Below are 15,212 nucleotides of genomic sequence, written 5' to 3'. Positions count from 1 at the left end.
CCAGAATCGCTCCAGCCTACGGAAGTTGAAACGTGCGGTGCGTCAGACGTCCCCATGTTCGGCTCGTATCAGGGGCCTTGGGACTTCCGCGTCAGCCCGTCGACGTGGGCGTGGGCGTGGGCGTGTGGACGTACCCGGGCGGGTTGTGGGGCGAGAAGGGCCACAGCCGTACCGAGGTGTCGTCGCCTCTCGTGGCCAGTCTTTTCCAGTCGCGGCTGAGGGCGACCGGCACGGAGAGCCGCTCTTCGGAGATCTTCGCCTCTCCGGTGACGGCCCGGGCCTTGGTGGACCACAGGAGCAGCTTCGGGTTTCCGTCGACGTAACCGGTGGTGGCGATCGAGTCGCCGTCCGGACCGGGCATCAGCCAGTCGGTCCTCACCGTGCCGAACGGCGTGGTGGTCGCGTCGGTCCGGTCGCTCAGGCTCAGCCTGTCGCCCCCGCTGAGGACGGCGTTTCCGTCGGGCGTGAACGCCACTGACCACACGCCGTCTTCCGCGACCTTCAGTTCGGTGGGCTTCGAGGCCGCCCCCCGCTCCCACAGCCGGAGCATCCCCTCCTCCCCGCCGATGGCGAGGACCTTTCCGTCGGGGCTGAACGCGAGGGCCGCCACCGCGTCCCAGTCACGGCCCACCGTGCCGACGAGCGTGCCGTCGGAGGTGTTCCAGAGCAGGACGTCGCCGTCGCCGCCGGTCGCGAGGATCCTGCCGTCCGGGCTGAACGCCATCGGGTACGAGATGGGACCACGACGGTCGAGGGTGCGCGTGAGGGTTCGGGTCGCCACGTCCCAGAGGTGCACACGGGGTATGGGGCCGTCGGTGCCGGTGGCCAGGGTCCTGCCGTCCGGGCTGAACAGGACCCTGCGCACCTCGATCGGGTAGTCGTCTTGGGCGGGGTCCGGGGGCATGACGAGGGTGGCGGCCAGGGTGCGGGCCTTCACGTCCCAGAACCGTACGGTGTCGTCCTCGCAGCCCCCGGCGAGGAGGGTGCCGCCGGGGTCGAAGTCCAGGGACAGCACCCGGTTCCGGGCGCCGGTCAGCGCGGTCCACGGCGGAGGCGTCCCGGTCTCGTCCCCGCCGAACCGCTTCACGGCGAGCGCGGACGCTCCCCCCACCGCCGCGAGCGCGGCCAGTCCGCCCAGGAGGACGGCGCGACGGCGTGGGCCGGGCGGGTCCGTGTGACGCGAAGTGTCCGCGAGCGCGCCGGGAACGGCGGACGCCGTGGGCAGGTCGGCGAACCCGTACGCGGCACCGGCGCCAGCACCGGGTGCAGGCGCGGAGGCGGGCACAGATCCGGGTGCGGAGGCGGGTGCGGGTACGAAGGGAGGCGCGGAGGCGCGTACGGGAACGGCGTCCGCGACCACCGTCGGCGTACGCGCGGGCGTCGCGGGCCCTCCGGCCGCGCCCCCGAGGGCCCGCAGCCTCCGTGCGGCGGTCCGGGCGTCGGGGCGTGCCGCCGGGTCCTTGGCCAGGAGTTCGCCGAGCAGTTCCGCCAGCGGCCCGGCGTGCGGGGACGCCGGGACGGGTCGGGTCAGTACGGCCGTGATGACGGCGGTCAGCGTCGGCCCGTCGAAGGGCGGCCGCCCTTCGACGGCCGCGTACAGCGTGGCGCCGAGCGCCCACAGGTCCGCCGGGGCCTCGACGCGGCGGCCTTCCAACTGCTCCGGAGGCATGAACTGCGGCGTGCCGATGACGGTGTGGGTCGCCGTCAGGTGCTGTGCGGCGTCGAGGATCCGGGCGATCCCGAAGTCGGCGATGACCGGCCGGTCCCCGGCGAGGAGGACGTTGTCGGGTTTGAGGTCACGATGGACCACCCCGGCGGCGTGGGCGTACGCGAGGGCGTCCGCGATCGCGACGCCGAGTTCCGCGACGCGCTCCCGGTCGAGGCGCCCCCGGGTCCGGACGAGTTCCCCGAGCGAGGGGCCGGCGACGAACTCCATGACGATCCACGGAACGCCGCGGTGGTGGACGACGTCGTGCACGGCCACCACACCCGGGTGCCGGAGCCGGGCCGCCGCCCGCGCCTCCCGCTCGGTCCGCGCGATCAGCTCGGCCCGCAGGTCCGGTGCCGCGTCGTCCGGCACCAGTACTTCCTTGACCGCCACTTCACGGTCGAGGCGATCGTCGTGGGCGCGCCAGACCCGGCCCATTCCGCCGCGACCGATCGCCTCGACCAGTCGGTAACGCCCACCCACAAGCTCTCCGGCCGCACTCGTCATGCCGATCACCCTAGGGGGTGCCCTGTCGGCCGGGTCGCTCCCGGGCGGCGCTGCCGCATTGTGGGCAGATCGCACCCTCCACCGACACGAAGTGGCCATTGTTTCCTGGTAGTTATCGGCCAATATGAGGTACGGACCGTTCCGCATGTCCCACCATATGGACTAGACCAATATTGATCCTCGTCCTTCCCGACCTGCGGGAGCGCGGAGACGACCTGCGGGGCCCCGGACGAACCGGTGAGGGGCGGACGCTCCCCTCGGCCCGGTTGGTCTAGACGTTTCCCAAAACCCGTCATTACGTTGTTCCACGAACGATCAAGGGAGCTCCCGGTCCCACTGTCGTCCTCACTCCCCCATCCGGAGGAATCTCATGGTCAAGGCTCTGTCCAACCTGGCGGGTCGCGCCCTCTCCCGTGTCCTGCCGCAGGAGACCGCCGCCGCGGCGTGCGCCTGCCCGGCGGGCAGCTCCAGCTGGTGCTCCGGCGAGAACCTGTACCACCGGTTCTGCTGCTCCTGGAACTGTGCGGCCGCGCCGACCTGCACCGTCACCGTCATCTACGGCGGCTGCTGACCCGGTGGTCCACCGGTAGCCCACCGTACGACCCCCGCCGACCGCTCCGGCCGTCGGCGGGGCCCCGGGCCACCGCCCACCGCTTACCGGCGTCCGCGCCGCGGGCCCTCCGCGACACCGGACGAGTGATCGAAGAACGAGGGACGAGGGACATGGAATACCTGCTCTTCGGCGCTCGATGCGCGCTGGCCGTGACCCTTGCGGCCTCGGCGATCGGCAAGCTCCGCGCCCCCGGCGACTTCCGCCGGGCCGTGCGGGACATGGACGTCGTGCCGGACCGGCTGGCCGGACCGGTCGCCGGCCTCGTGCTCGCCGCCGAGACGGCCCTGATCCTCCTCGTCTGGCTGCCCGGACGGCTCGGCGCGGCCGCGTTCGCCGCCGCCGCGCTGCTCCTCGCCGCCTTCACCGCGGTCCTGGTCGTCCTGATCCGTCGCGGCTCCGACGCGTCCTGCGCCTGCTTCGGGCAGTCGCGCACGCCGGTCGGCGCCGCCCATGTCGTCCGCAACGCCGCGCTGTTGACGATCGCCGGCCTCGGGGCCGTCGCGGCGGCCGGGGGCTCCGGCACCGCCCTGCCCCCGGAGCTGCCGGCCGCGCTCGCCGCCGCGCTGGCCGCCGTCGTCACCAGCGCCCTGCTGATCTCCACCGACACCCTGGTCGGCCTGTTCGCCCGCCCCTCCTGAACGGCCGTCACCACCACCCCGGTCACCGCCCTCCGGCAGGCCGCCGGCCGGCCTGCCCGTCACCACGCAGCGCACCGAAGTGAGGCCCCCTTGTCCGCCGCAGCCACCGTCGTCCTCTGCATCAACGCCGTGATCGGCGTACTCAACCTCTTCCTGCTCCTCGCCCTCGCCCGCCGCCTCACCGGAGGCGAGCACGCCGGACACGGTCACGGCGGCGAGGCGGCGGTGACCGTCCCCGAGAACCGCCTCGCCGACGGCTCCCCCGTCCCCGAGTTCCGGGTGACGACCCGCGAGGACGGCACGCTGACCGCCGCGGACCTGACCGGCGCCACCGCCGTCGGCTTCTTCTCCACCACCTGCCGTCCCTGCCGCGAGCAGGCGCCCGGCTTCGCCCGCGTCGCCGCCTCCCTCCCCGGCGGGCGCACCGGCGCCGTGGCCGTGATCACCGGCTCCGGCCCGGTGGCCGAGGACCTGGTGAAGCTGCTCTCCCCCGTGGCCCGGGTCGTCGTCGAGTCCGACGCCGAGAACGACCCCACGCTGCTGCCCGACATCAGCCTGACCTCCGAGGCCTTCGGGATCGTCCGCTGGCCCAGCTACATCGAGGTCGGCGCCGACGGGCGCGTCGCCAACCGGGACTCGTCCACCGAACTGTTCGCGGACTCCGCGCCGCAGACCGTCTGAGGGACACGGTGATCTCCGCCCCGCGTACGAGAGAGCCGGGCCAGTACCGCGAGGCGCTGCGCTCGGCGGTCGCCGCCTGCGCGCTGGCCTGGCGGTCGAGCCCGGGCTCCGTCACCGCGTACACGGCCGTCGGCATCGCCGGTGGACTGCTGCCCACCGCGTCGGCCCTGCTGGTGAGCGGCCTCCTGGACGGGCTCACCCGGCCCGGCTCCGCCCCGCTGCTGTCCCTGGCCCTGCTGCTCGTCGCGGCCACGCTCGGCATCTCGCTGACGGCGCCGCTCGGCGAGTACCTCCGGGGCCAGAGCACGAGGGCGCTGCGCGTACAGGTCCAGGACGAGCTGTTCGAGGGCGTCAACCGGCTCCCCGGAATGCGGCACTTCGAGGACCCCGCCTTCCAGGACCGGCTCCGGCTCGCCCAGCAGGCGGCCGGCAGCGCCCCCGACCTGCTGGTCGGCTCGCTGGTCAGCAGCGTGCAGGCGGCCGTGATGCTGGCGGGCTTCCTCGTCACCGTGACCGTCGTCAACCCCGTGCTCGGGGCCGCCGCCCTGCTCCTCGCCCTGCCCGCCCTGCGGACGCAGCTGGCCGCCGGACGACGGCGGGCGGAGGTGCTGCGCGACACCATGCACAACAGCCGCCGCGAGATGTTCTACGGCAGTCTGCTCACCGACACGGACACGGTGAAGGAGATACGCCTCTACGGTCTGCAGCGCTTCTTCACGGACCGGGCCGCCGCCGAACTGCGCACCGTCGTCCGCGCGGAACGCGCCACCGACCTGCGCAACCTCCGGCAGCGCACGCCCGATCTGGTCCTCGGCGTCGCGATCTTCGGCATCGGACTCCTGTGGGCCGTGCGCGCCGCCCGGCAGGGCGAACTCACCATCGGTGACGTGTCGGTGTTCATCGCCGCCACCGCCGGCATCCAGCGCGGCGTCACCCAGCTCGCCGGTACCGCCGCCACGGCCTTCCAGGCGTCCCTGACCTTCACGTACTTCCGCACCCTGCGCGACGTGCCCGTGGACCTCGCCCTGCCGGACGCGCCGCGCGCCGTCCCCGGGCCGCACGGCCGGATCGAGCTGCGCGACGTGTGGTTCCGCTACACCCCCCGGTCCCCGTGGATCCTCCGGGGAGTCGACCTCACCCTCGGCGCCGGCGAGGTCACCGCGCTCGTCGGAGTCAACGGAACCGGCAAGAGCACCCTGGTCAAGCTGCTGTGCCGGCTGTACGACCCGACGCGCGGCCGGATCCTGTGGAACGGCGTCGACATCCGGGAGTTCGACCCGGCGGCGCTGCGGGACCGGATGGCGGCGGTCTTCCAGGACTACGGACGGTACGACCTCACGGCCGGGGAGAACATCGGGCTCGGCCGGGTCGGCAGCCTGGACAGGGCGGACCTGGTCGCGCGGGCGGCGGGCGACGCGGGCGTCCACGACCGGCTGTCCCGGCTCGGTCAGGGGTACGACACCCTGCTCAGCCGCATCTTCGCCGCCTCCGGGGCCGCGGGCGCCGCCGAGGGCGAACTCCTCTCCGGCGGCGAGTGGCAACGGGTCGCGGTGGCCCGGGCCTTCATGCGCCGGGAGGCCGACGTGATGATCCTGGACGAGCCCAGCTCGGGCCTGGACGCCGCCGCCGAGCAGGAGATCCACGACAGCCTGCGGAGACTGCGCGCGGACGCGACGGTCCTCGTCATCTCCCACCGGCTCAGCACCGTGCGCGACGCGGACCGCATCGTCGTCCTCGACGGCGGGCGGATCACCGAGAGCGGCACCCACGGCGAACTCCTCGCCGCGAACGGCCGGTACGCGCGGTTGTTCCTGCTCCAGGCGGAGGGATACCGGCAACGGCCCGAGGGGGAGGAATCCCCTGCCCGCGCCTGTGTCGCCGACGGAGAGGAGGCCCCTGCCCGCGCCTCCACCGCCGACGGGACGGAGGTCCCTGCCCGCACCTCCGCCGCCGACGGAACGGAGGCTTCCGACCGCGCCGCAGTCGTCGACGGGACGGAGCTCCGGACGGGCGGGGACCCGCTGCGGGCCGCCGAACCCGACGCCACCGTGCGCTGAACCCGACCGACAGCCCCGCCTCCGCGGGCACACAGCAGGAAGGAACCCCGGCCGATGTCCGACCTCACCGCCGCCGCGCTCCCGGTCCTCGCGGTCCTCGGGCTCGCCGCCGGCCTGCTCGCGGCGGCCCGGCGCGCCCTCCTCGTCGTCACCGTGCGCGGAGGCAGCATGACCCCGGCACTCGCTCCCGGCGACCGCATCCTCGTCCTGCGGCGCCCGGCCCGGGGGCTGCGGGACCGTCACATCGTGGTCCTCCGCTCCGACCGCATCCCCGCCGCAGGCCGCGACGACCTCCTGGTCAAGCGGATCGCCGCCGCTCCGGGGGCGCCCGTACCGTCCCGGGCGGGCGGCCGGGGAACCGTCCCCGACGGCCACTTCGTGGTGCTCGGCGACAACCCGGCCCTGAGCACCGACTCCCGCGTGTGGGGCCCCGTACCGGCGGACAGCGTCGTCGGCGTCATGATCGGCCGCGTCGCCCGGGGCGGCCACCGGGGCCCGTGAGTCCGACGGCCGCGGTGGCGTGCGCGCCCGTCGGCGGACCGGGAGGACGGCGGCCCCGTCGGCACGTTGCCCGTGGCGATTCGGGGGTAGCGTCACCGGCATGGACTTTCGTACCACTGTCGAGCGCGCTCAGCGCCTCAAGCAGCTGCACGCCGATCACCAGCCGCTCGTACTGCCGACCGTCTGGGACGTCTGGTCCGCGCGGACGGCGGTCGACGCCGGGTTCCCCGCGCTGACGGTCGGCAGCCATCCGCTCGCCGACTCCCGGGGCGCCGACGACCACGAGGGGCAGACCTTCGAAGAGGTGCTCGCCGCCGTCGGGCCGATCATCGCGGCGGTCGACGTCCCCGTGTCCGTGGACCTGGAGGCCGGGTACGGGCAGAAGCCCGCGGACCTCATCGCCGGACTCGTCGAGGCCGGCGGCGTCGGCCTCAACGTCGAGGACACCGTCCACTCGGACGGCGGACGCGTGCGCGGCACGGAGGAGCACGCGAACTACATCGCCGGTCTGCGCGCGGCGGCCGACGACGCGGGGGTCCCGGTCTGGGTCAACGGACGCACCGACCTCTTCCTGCACGCGGAGGACGCCTCCGGTGTCCTCGACGAGGCGATCGAGCGGCTGCGGGCCCTGGAGCGGGCCGGTGCCGACAGCGTCTACCCGGTGGGCATCCAGGACGACGACGACCTGCTCACGGCGGTGATCGGCGCCGTCACCGTCCCCGTGAACTCCACGGCCCACCCCGTCAAGCACGACCTCGCGCGCTTCCGCCGCCTCGGTGTCGGCCGGATCACCTACGGTCCGCTGCTGCAGTTCGCGATGACGGACGCGATGAAGGACGCGCTCCGCCCCTGGGCGCCCTAGGGCGGCCCCCGGCGGCTGCCGGAACGAAGCGCCCCCTGCCGGAACGGCCGTTCCGGCAGGGGGCGCCACTGTCAGTGCCCGCGCCTAGGGTGCCGTCATGATCACGCTCACCGTCGTCCAGTCATGGACCCGCATCGAGGCCTGGCTCGCGCGGCACGCTCCCGTCAGCCACGGACTGCTCCGGCCGCCGGCCCGCCCGGAGGACGTCGCGGCGGCCGAACTCCGGCTCGGCCTGGCGTTCCCGCCCGACCTGAGGGAGTCGCTGCTGCGTCACGACGGGGTCATGCTCCAGGACGGAACGCCGACGCTGGGCTACTACGGACCGCTGTCCGGGGTCGAGGACATCGTCGCCAGTACCGAGTTCCTGCGGAACGTCGGCGAGGAGGTCGCCGAGGAGGAGACGGACCTCGACGAGGAGGAACGCGACCAGTACGCCTACTGGCCGCACGAGCGGCTGCTGATCACCCTGGGCATCGGCGGGCAGTCCTCCGACGGGCTCTTCGCGGTCACCCGTCCCGGGCCGCACCACGGGCGCATCGGCCGGTACTTCGACGAGAGCTCCCCGTCCTTCACCGAGTGGCCGGGACTGCGGCACGTCCTCGCCGACTTCGCCACGGCCCTGGAGAACGGCACGCCTTTCAACGGACGCGTTCCGCTCGCCTTCGAGGGCCGGCTGATCTGGGAGGACGACAGGTCGGTCGTCCCCGATCCGCTCTCCCCCCTCGCTCTCGCCGCCGGGACCGCCGAGCCGCTGCTCCCGCCCCCGGCCGAGCCGGTCGCGCCGGTCCCGGGGCCCGGCGGATCGTCGCTCGTCCTCACCTTCGGGACCCCCGCCGACCCGCCCCCCGTGCAGCCGGACGTCGTGTTCGTGGCGGGCGTCTCGCCCGAGGAGCTGCTGGACAGGCTGGGCGCGGTGCGCGCGACCACCGGACCGCGCGGCCGGGAGCAGGCGCGGCTGTCCGCCGCCTCGCCCTGGGCGGCGTGCCGCCCGATGGTCCGGGCCGGCCGGTGCGGTGACGGATGGTCGTACGCCACCCAGGAGGGCGGCGACCCCCAGTTCGGCCGCCCGGAGGTGCTGCGCCGGTTGTCCCGGGGGACCCGGGTCGTACGGCTGACGAAGCAGGCGTGCGAGGTGCTCCTCACCGTTGTGGAGGACGGTGAGGAACGGTCCGGGGCGGCCCACCGGGTCGAATCGCCCCGCGAGGACTACGTGACCGGACCCGACGGGCAGCCGCTGCTCGGACCCGGCGGGCAGCAGTGGCAGAGGATCGGCGTCGACCCCTGGCCCGGCTCCACGGCCGCGTACGCCCGGCTGCTGGCCGGCCCGGTGGCGGAGTACGGCATCGTCTGGGATCCGGCGGCGGACGGCGACGAGCCGCTGGCGAGCGCGCTGCTGCTGCCGGTCCTCGACGACCTCCCGCCGGAGCGGCACCCGGTCTCCTCGGTGCGTGACGTCGACCTCGCCGGGCTCGTCGACCGGACGCCCCCGGAGCGGTTGCGCTCCGCGATGGCGGCCCAGCTCGCCCGGCTGGCGTCCGAGACCGGCGCCGACGCCCACCCGGAGATCGCGCGGGCGCTGGAGCGGATCCTCCGGAACGAGCCGGTGGACCTCCCGGCCGACGGGGCCCTCGACCTGCGGATGAGGACCCTCGCGGCGGAGACCCGGGCCGCACGGGGGCTGCTGGACGCGGCCCGGCGCGGAGCGGACCCGGCGCCCGTCACCGGGGCCGACCTCGCCGCGTGGGCCGTACGGGACTCGGCGGCCGGGGCACTGCGCGAGTTCCTGCTGCTGCCCCTGCCGGACGCGGCGGCCACGGTCCTGAACCGGCGGCTGTCCGCGCGCTGGCGCGACGACCTCGCCGCGGACCTGGCCGGCTGACGTACCGCCGTCGAACGGGGGCGGCGGGGGTAAGGGGCGGATGTGGCGTGAAACGCACCGGGCACGGCTGGCGAGTTTCGTGTGTCCGTACATAGGATGCGGCCGTTCCGCTCGTGAGCGGACGACAACTCAATGCCCACGCGATGGGGGAAGCCGGTGCGAATCCGGCGCTGACCTGCAACCGTGAGCGGCGGAGCACCACTTGCCGCGAGTCGGAATGCCCATGGCGTGGGTGAACTGCTTCTCACTGTCATGGTCTGCAGCGCGGAGCCCGGTAACTGCCTCTGGAATCCGACGCGATCGTCCACGACCGCGCGCGGCCCCTTCCTGCGACAAGGCCCGGGAGGCTGTTGCCGACCCCTTGTCGAAGGGATCTGTGCCATGGTCGGCGTCAGACCACCGGTCAAGCTCGCTGCCGTGCTCGGCGTCTGCGGCTCGTTCTTCGCCGTCGGCGCGATCGCCCTCAGCCCCGGCGCCGCCGCCGCTCCGAGGGAGGACGCGGCCGCGGCCGCCGCCCGCTGGCAGGCGGGCGAACTCGACGGCGGCGCGATACCCGGCTTCTCCCCCGGCATGTACGACTGGGGGCTGACCGTCGACACCCTCATCGCCCTCGAGGCGACGGGCGTCGACGAGGCGGCGGCGGACGAGGTCGTCGACACGCTCAAGGCGCACGTCCGCGACTACAACAGCTACGACACCTGGGGAGAGCCCGGCCAGCGGATCTCCGGCGCCACCGCCAAGCTCCTGTACGCGGCCGTGATCTCCGGGGAGGACCCGAGCGCGTTCGGCGCGTACGACCTGCGCCGGGAGACGCTCGACCTCCTCGCCGGCCCGGAGAAAGGGCTGGAGGAGGGCCGGCTGAAGGACAAGGTCGTCGAGGGCGGCGACAGCAGCAACACCTTCGGCCAGTCCCTGGCGGTGCTCGGCCTCGCGCGCAGCGGTGACGTGCCGCAGAGCGCCGTCGACTTCCTGATCGACCAGCAGTGCGCGGCCGGCGGGTTCCGCCTCTACCCCCACGGCTTCGGCGGCGACGGCGTCGAGGTCACCGGCGACTGCGACGCCGAGGGCGACGCCGCGGTGCTCGACCCGGACTCCACCTCCATGGCCGTGCAGGCGCTGCTCGCCGCCGCCGAGGACGGCGCCCCGGGCGCCGCGGAGGCGGCGAAGAAGGGCGGCGACTGGCTGGCGGAGGTGCAGCACGAGGACGGTTCCCTGACCGGTTCGGGGCCGACCTCCTTCCCCAACGCCAACAGCACGGGCCTCGGCGGCCAGGCGCTGGCGGCGACGGGTCACCAGGCGGAGGCCGACAAGGCGGCCGACTGGATCGAGGCCCGCCGGATCACCGCCGCCGACGGGGGTGCCGCCTCGGCGGAGGCCGGCGCCCTCGCCTACGACGACGACGCGCTGGCCGGGGCGCGGGCCGACGGCATCGGCGAGTTCCAGCGCGACCAGTGGCGCCGCTCCACGGCGCAGGCGGTGCTCGCGCTGGCGCAGGTCCCGCTCGCGAAGATCGGCCTCGCGGAACCGGGGCCGGGGCCGGATCCGACCGGCGACCCGACCGGTACGCCGACCGGTACGCCGACCGACGATCCGAGCGGTACGCCGTCGGGCACGCCCAGCGGCACCCCTTCGGGTACACCGAGCGGTACGCCGTCGGGTACAGCGAGCGGCACCCCTTCGGGCACGCCGAGTGGCACCCCTTCGGGCACCCCTTCCGGCACGTCGAGTGACGCACCGTCGGGTACGCCCAGCGGTACGCCCTCGGGCACGTCCGGCACAGGCCCGGGCGGCATCCCGCCGATCGTGACCGGCGACGACCCGAGCGGCGCTCCGCCCTCGCCCGCCCCCACGTACGCGGCCGGCGCGGCCGCGCACGACGTCGCTCCCCAGGGCGGTGGCGGCGGGATCCTGGCCGCGACCGGCAGCAGGGCCGTACTCCTCGGCGGCACCGCGGCCGCGCTGGCCGCGGCGGGCTTCGCCGTGGTGCGCGCCGCCGGGCGCCGCAAGCGGACGTCGGCCTGACGGCCGCCGCGCCCTTCCCCGCGCGACCCCGTTCCGCGCCGCTCACGCGCGCGTGATTCCCCTCGGCTGCGTCGACCGTCGAGCAGCCCCGCACCAGAAGGAAGAACACCCATGACACGATCGACCTGCGGACACGTGCTGAACGCGGCGCGCGCCGCCGTGCTGTCCCTCGCGCTGGTCCTGGGCCTGACGGGCCTGGGCCTGGCCGCCGCGCCCGAGGCCACCGCCCTGAACGGCAAGGGGACGGCCGGACCCTGCCCGACCGCCACCGGCGTCACCGTGGTCGTCGACTTCCAGGAGCTCGGCGGCGGCACGGTCGTCCGCTGCGCCCCCGGCGACCAGGCCACCGGTCTCGCCGCCCTGAAGAACGCGGGCTTCGAGATCGCCGGCACCCAGCGCTGGGGCGAGGCGTTCGTCTGCCGGATCGAGGGCAAGCCCACCGCCGCCACCGAGGCCTGCGTGAACACTCCCCCGGCCTCCGCCTACTGGTCGTACTGGCACGCGCCCAACGGCGGCACCTGGGGCTACAGCCAGTCCGGCGCCTCGGGCCGCAAGCCCGCGCAGGGCAGCTTCGAGGGCTGGTCGTTCTCGCTGAACAAGACCTCCTCGACCAACCCGGCGCCGCGCGTCGCCCCCGTCCGCCCGTAACGGACACCGGGTCCGGCGGACGAGGCGCCCTCCGGAGTGCCTCGTCCGTGCCGGGCAGACCCTAGGCTCGAACCATGCGCATCGTCTCCCTGCTGCCCGCAGCGACCGACATCGTGGCCGAACTCGGTCTGGCCGCCGACCTGGTGGGAAGGACCCACGAGTGCGACTGGCCACCGGAGGACGTGGCCGGGGTGCCGGTGGTGACCTCCGCCGAGTTCTCCTCGGACGACCTGACCAGCCGTGAGATCTCCGCCGCGGTCGGCGGCGCCGCGCACGGCGGCTCCTCGCTCTACACCCTGGACGCCGAAGCGCTCGGCGCCCTCGCGCCCGAGGTCGTGCTCACCCAGGACCTGTGCGACGTGTGCGCGGTCTCGTACGAGGCCGTCTCCCGCGCGGTGCGCGTCCTCGACGGCGGGCCCCGGGTCCTCAGCCTGGAGCCCCGCACCCTCGACGACGTGCTGGACTGCCTGGTCACGGTGGGCGAGCTGCTCGGCGTACGGGAGCGGGCCGAGCGGCGGCGGGCGAACCTGCTCGACCGGCTGGCGGTGGTACGGCGCCTCACGGCGGGGCGGACCCGGCCCCGGGTCGTGGCCGTCGAATGGCTCGACCCGCTGTGGCCCGCCGGGCACTGGGTCCCCGAGCAGATCGACGCCGCCGGGGGCGAGCCGCTCCTCGCGGCGCCGGGCGAGCACACCGGCCCGATGGCCTGGGAGGCCGTCCGCGCCGCCCGCCCCGACGTCCTGCTGGTCCTGCCGTGCGGCTTCCCGCCCGGGCGGACCCTCCGGGAGCGGGAACTGCTCACCTCCCTCCCCGGCTGGGAGGATCTGCCGGCCGTCCGCGCCGGAGCGGTCTGGGTGCTCGACGGACCCGCCCACTTCAACCGGCCCGGTCCCCGCGTGGTGCGCGGGGCGGAGGTCCTGGCGCACGTCCTGCACGGCGTCCGGGCCGGGCCGCCGGTGACGGAGGCCGAGGCCTTCCCACTGGGCTGACCCGCGAAGCCTCCGCGCCCGGCCGGTCCATCCGATCCACGACGTACCCGATTCAAGGAGCAGCACGGCGTTGAGCGACACGACCAGGCACATCACGGTCATCGGCATCGGATCCGGGGATCCCGGACAGCTGACCCTCGCGGCGGTGAGGGCCATGCGCGGGACCGACGTGTTCTTCCTCCTCGACAAGGGGCAGGAGAAGTCCTCCCTCGTCCGGCTCCGGCGGGACATGCTCGACGAGCACGTCACCGGGCCCTACCGGGTCGTCGAGGCGGAGGACCCGTGGCGCGACCGCTCCCTGAACGGGTCCGCCCCGTACGCGGAGGCCGTCCACGACTGGCGCAGGCGGCGCGCCGACGTCTGCGAGCGGCTGATCCGCGACGAGTTGGCCCCCGGGCAGCGCGGGGCGTTCCTGGTGTGGGGCGACCCGTCCCTGTACGACAGCACGCTGGCGATCCTGGAGGACATCACGGCCCGGGGGAACGTGACGTTCGCGTACGAGGTGGTCCCGGGGATCAGCAGCGTCTCCGCCCTCGCCGCACGTCACCGCATCGGCCTGAACCGGGTCGGCCGACCGGTCCGCATCACCCCCGGACGGCGGCTCACCGAGACCGCCGGCAACGAGGACGGCGACATCGTCGTCATGCTCGACGCCCACGAGTCCTTCCGGCACCTCTCCGGCGACTCCACGTGGATCTACTGGGGCGCCTACATCGGCACCCCGGACGAGATCCTGATCTCGGGCCCGCTGTCCGAGGTCGCCGACGAGATCCACCGCGCGCGGACGGAGGCCAGGGAGCAGCACGGCTGGATCATGGACACCTATCTGCTGCGTCCCCGCTCCGGGGACGACACCCCCTAGGGGGTGTCGTGCCGGGACCCTCCCGTGAGGTCGTCCCACAGGGCTCGTTCCCCGGGAGTCGGCGGGAGGTGGGGGCACAGGCGTTCCGGGTGGCCGGGGGGCGGGCCGGTGGAGGGTGGGGGGTCCGGGACGTGGACCCAGAGGTGGCCGAAGGAGATGAGGGACTCCCACAGGCCCCTCAGGCAGCGCAGGGCGAACGGTGGCATCCCCGCACTGTCGGGTGGGGCGCCAAAGCGGGGCCAAAGGCGGAGGCCGCGGGGCCGGTCGGCGGCCGGGCGGGCGGCGGATCGGGGGGCGCGCGGACGGCGGAACAGGGGGCGCGCGGGCGGCGGATCGGCGGCCGCGCGGGCGGTGGGTCAGGGTTCGCGCGGTACGTACGTACTTTCCCCGATGCGTGGACCCCGGTGCGGAGGTGACAGTGAATCACCGCTCTTCACCCACACGCCTGTTCCCCTACTGGACGAGGACTCGATGCGCTACGAACTCCTTGGGCCCCTCCGCGTTCGCCACGCCGGGCGGAGCCATTCGCTGTCCGCCCCGAAGGTGGAGACGACGCTGGCCACCCTGCTGATCGGGAGCGGCCGGGTCATCACCAAGGAACAGCTCGTCACGGAGCTGTGGGGGGACAGACCGCCGCGCAGGGCCTCGGCCGCGGTCCACGTGTACATATCCCAGCTGCGCAAGTTCCTGGCGGTTTCGGGGGCTCCGGAGGGCCGGGCCATCGTCACCCGGCCGCTCGGGTACGAACTGCGGCTGGACGGGGCCGGCTGGGACGTCGAGGAGTTCAAGTCGGCCATGCGGCTCGGCCGCGAGCTGCGGGCGGCCGGACGGCACGAGGAGGCGCTGGAGTGCTTCGAACGGGTCCTGGGGCTGTTCCGGGGCCCGGTGCTCGACGGGATCGCGGAGGGGCCGGTCCTCACCTCGTTCGCGACCTGGGCGGAGGAGGAGCGGCTGCAGAGCCTGGAGCTGTCGGTCGAGGCGCGCACGGCGCTCGGCCGGCACCGCGAGGTGATCGGGCTGCTGAGCACGCTGACCGCGCAGCATCCGCTGCGGGAGTCGTTCTACCGGCAGTTGATGCTGGTGCTGTACCGCTCGGAGCGGCAGGCCGAGGCACTGCAGGTCTACCGCTCGGCGCAGCGGGTGCTGCGGGCCGAGCTGGGGCTCGAACCGCACCGCTCGCTGCGCCGGCTGCACCAGGCGATCCTCACCTCCGACCGGGTGCTCGACCTGCCGACGGCGAGCTGA

General features: G+C 74.3%; 14 protein-coding genes and 1 riboswitch. Of the genes, 12 read left to right on the top strand and 2 right to left on the bottom strand.

Annotated features, from left to right (window positions below; translation table 11 throughout):
• Positions 1-91 precede the first annotated feature (91 nt).
• The gene (locus tag ACIQVI_RS04115) at positions 92-2,215 is read right to left on the bottom strand and encodes a protein kinase (protein ID WP_403590758.1); all 2,124 of its coding nucleotides are present in this window, start codon (positions 2,213-2,215) and stop codon (positions 92-94) included.
• Between the two features lie 370 nt (positions 2,216-2,585).
• Between ACIQVI_RS04115 and ACIQVI_RS04110 the strand changes: the two genes are divergently transcribed.
• The 11 genes from ACIQVI_RS04110 to cobF all read left to right on the top strand — a co-directional run bounded on the left by ACIQVI_RS04110 (position 2,586) and on the right by cobF (position 13,967).
• Positions 2,586-2,786 (top strand): hypothetical protein, encoded by a 201-nt coding sequence (locus tag ACIQVI_RS04110; protein WP_240449782.1) that lies wholly within the window; start codon positions 2,586-2,588, stop codon positions 2,784-2,786.
• Between the two features lie 152 nt (positions 2,787-2,938).
• On the top strand, positions 2,939-3,466 hold the full coding sequence (locus ACIQVI_RS04105; protein WP_351973856.1) for a MauE/DoxX family redox-associated membrane protein: 528 nt from the start codon (positions 2,939-2,941) through the stop codon (positions 3,464-3,466).
• A gap of 90 nt (positions 3,467-3,556) precedes the next feature.
• A complete protein-coding gene (locus ACIQVI_RS04100; protein ID WP_403590754.1) occupies positions 3,557-4,147 on the top strand; it encodes a TlpA family protein disulfide reductase in 591 nt (196 codons plus the stop codon).
• An 8-nt stretch (positions 4,148-4,155) separates the two neighbouring features.
• Positions 4,156-6,204 carry an ABC transporter ATP-binding protein gene (locus ACIQVI_RS04095; protein ID WP_403590751.1) on the top strand — a complete coding sequence of 683 codons (2,049 nt, stop codon included), beginning with the start codon at positions 4,156-4,158 and terminating at the stop codon, positions 6,202-6,204.
• Between the two features lie 54 nt (positions 6,205-6,258).
• Positions 6,259-6,705, top strand: a complete 447-nt coding sequence (locus tag ACIQVI_RS04090; protein ID WP_403590749.1) for a S26 family signal peptidase — start codon at positions 6,259-6,261, stop codon at positions 6,703-6,705.
• A 100-nt stretch (positions 6,706-6,805) separates the two neighbouring features.
• Positions 6,806-7,567, top strand: a complete 762-nt coding sequence (locus tag ACIQVI_RS04085; RefSeq protein ID WP_403590746.1) for an isocitrate lyase/phosphoenolpyruvate mutase family protein — start codon at positions 6,806-6,808, stop codon at positions 7,565-7,567.
• Positions 7,568-7,664: 97 nt separating this feature from the next.
• A complete protein-coding gene (locus ACIQVI_RS04080) occupies positions 7,665-9,446 on the top strand; it encodes an SMI1/KNR4 family protein (RefSeq protein WP_403590743.1) in 1,782 nt (593 codons plus the stop codon).
• A gap of 90 nt (positions 9,447-9,536) precedes the next feature.
• A riboswitch (cobalamin riboswitch) is annotated at positions 9,537-9,690 on the top strand.
• 137 nt (positions 9,691-9,827) lie between these two features.
• Entirely contained in the window at positions 9,828-11,468 is a 1,641-nt protein-coding gene (locus tag ACIQVI_RS04075; RefSeq protein WP_403590740.1) for a prenyltransferase/squalene oxidase repeat-containing protein, read from the top strand.
• Between the two features lie 111 nt (positions 11,469-11,579).
• Positions 11,580-12,116, top strand: a complete 537-nt coding sequence (locus ACIQVI_RS04070; RefSeq protein WP_351972984.1) for a flagellar hook-length control protein FliK — start codon at positions 11,580-11,582, stop codon at positions 12,114-12,116.
• 74 nt (positions 12,117-12,190) lie between these two features.
• The gene (locus ACIQVI_RS04065) at positions 12,191-13,105 is read left to right on the top strand and encodes a cobalamin-binding protein (protein WP_403590737.1); all 915 of its coding nucleotides are present in this window, start codon (positions 12,191-12,193) and stop codon (positions 13,103-13,105) included.
• Between the two features lie 70 nt (positions 13,106-13,175).
• A complete protein-coding gene (cobF, locus tag ACIQVI_RS04060; protein ID WP_403590734.1) occupies positions 13,176-13,967 on the top strand; it encodes a precorrin-6A synthase (deacetylating) in 792 nt (263 codons plus the stop codon).
• Here the strand turns inward: cobF and ACIQVI_RS04055 are convergent.
• The gene (locus ACIQVI_RS04055; RefSeq protein WP_403590731.1) at positions 13,964-14,173 is read right to left on the bottom strand and encodes a DUF6059 family protein; all 210 of its coding nucleotides are present in this window, start codon (positions 14,171-14,173) and stop codon (positions 13,964-13,966) included. The genes cobF and ACIQVI_RS04055 overlap by 4 nt on opposite strands.
• A gap of 337 nt (positions 14,174-14,510) precedes the next feature.
• On the opposite strand from ACIQVI_RS04055, the gene ACIQVI_RS04050 reads away from it, so the two are divergent.
• Positions 14,511-15,212, top strand: a complete 702-nt coding sequence (locus ACIQVI_RS04050; RefSeq protein WP_351972981.1) for an AfsR/SARP family transcriptional regulator — start codon at positions 14,511-14,513, stop codon at positions 15,210-15,212.

It is taken from the genome of Streptomyces sp. NPDC098101 (genome assembly GCF_044760185.1).
Classification (GTDB): Bacteria; Actinomycetota; Actinomycetes; order Streptomycetales; family Streptomycetaceae; genus Streptomyces.
This window is presented reverse-complemented; position numbering and strand designations above follow the sequence as displayed.

Bases quoted from the DNA above. Each gene is read 5' to 3' on its own strand.
- ACIQVI_RS04115 (WP_403590758.1), bottom strand. From the start codon at position 2,215: ATGACGAGTGCGGCCGGAGAGCTTGTGGGTGGGCGTTACCGACTGGTC.
- ACIQVI_RS04110 (WP_240449782.1), top strand. From the start codon at position 2,586: ATGGTCAAGGCTCTGTCCAACCTGGCGGGTCGCGCCCTCTCCCGTGTC.
- ACIQVI_RS04105 (WP_351973856.1), top strand. From the start codon at position 2,939: ATGGAATACCTGCTCTTCGGCGCTCGATGCGCGCTGGCCGTGACCCTT.
- ACIQVI_RS04090 (WP_403590749.1), top strand. From the start codon at position 6,259: ATGTCCGACCTCACCGCCGCCGCGCTCCCGGTCCTCGCGGTCCTCGGG.
- ACIQVI_RS04085 (WP_403590746.1), top strand. From the start codon at position 6,806: ATGGACTTTCGTACCACTGTCGAGCGCGCTCAGCGCCTCAAGCAGCTG.
- ACIQVI_RS04080 (WP_403590743.1), top strand. From the start codon at position 7,665: ATGATCACGCTCACCGTCGTCCAGTCATGGACCCGCATCGAGGCCTGG.
- ACIQVI_RS04075 (WP_403590740.1), top strand. From the start codon at position 9,828: ATGGTCGGCGTCAGACCACCGGTCAAGCTCGCTGCCGTGCTCGGCGTC.
- ACIQVI_RS04070 (WP_351972984.1), top strand. From the start codon at position 11,580: ATGACACGATCGACCTGCGGACACGTGCTGAACGCGGCGCGCGCCGCC.
- ACIQVI_RS04065 (WP_403590737.1), top strand. From the start codon at position 12,191: ATGCGCATCGTCTCCCTGCTGCCCGCAGCGACCGACATCGTGGCCGAA.
- ACIQVI_RS04055 (WP_403590731.1), bottom strand. From the start codon at position 14,173: ATGCCACCGTTCGCCCTGCGCTGCCTGAGGGGCCTGTGGGAGTCCCTC.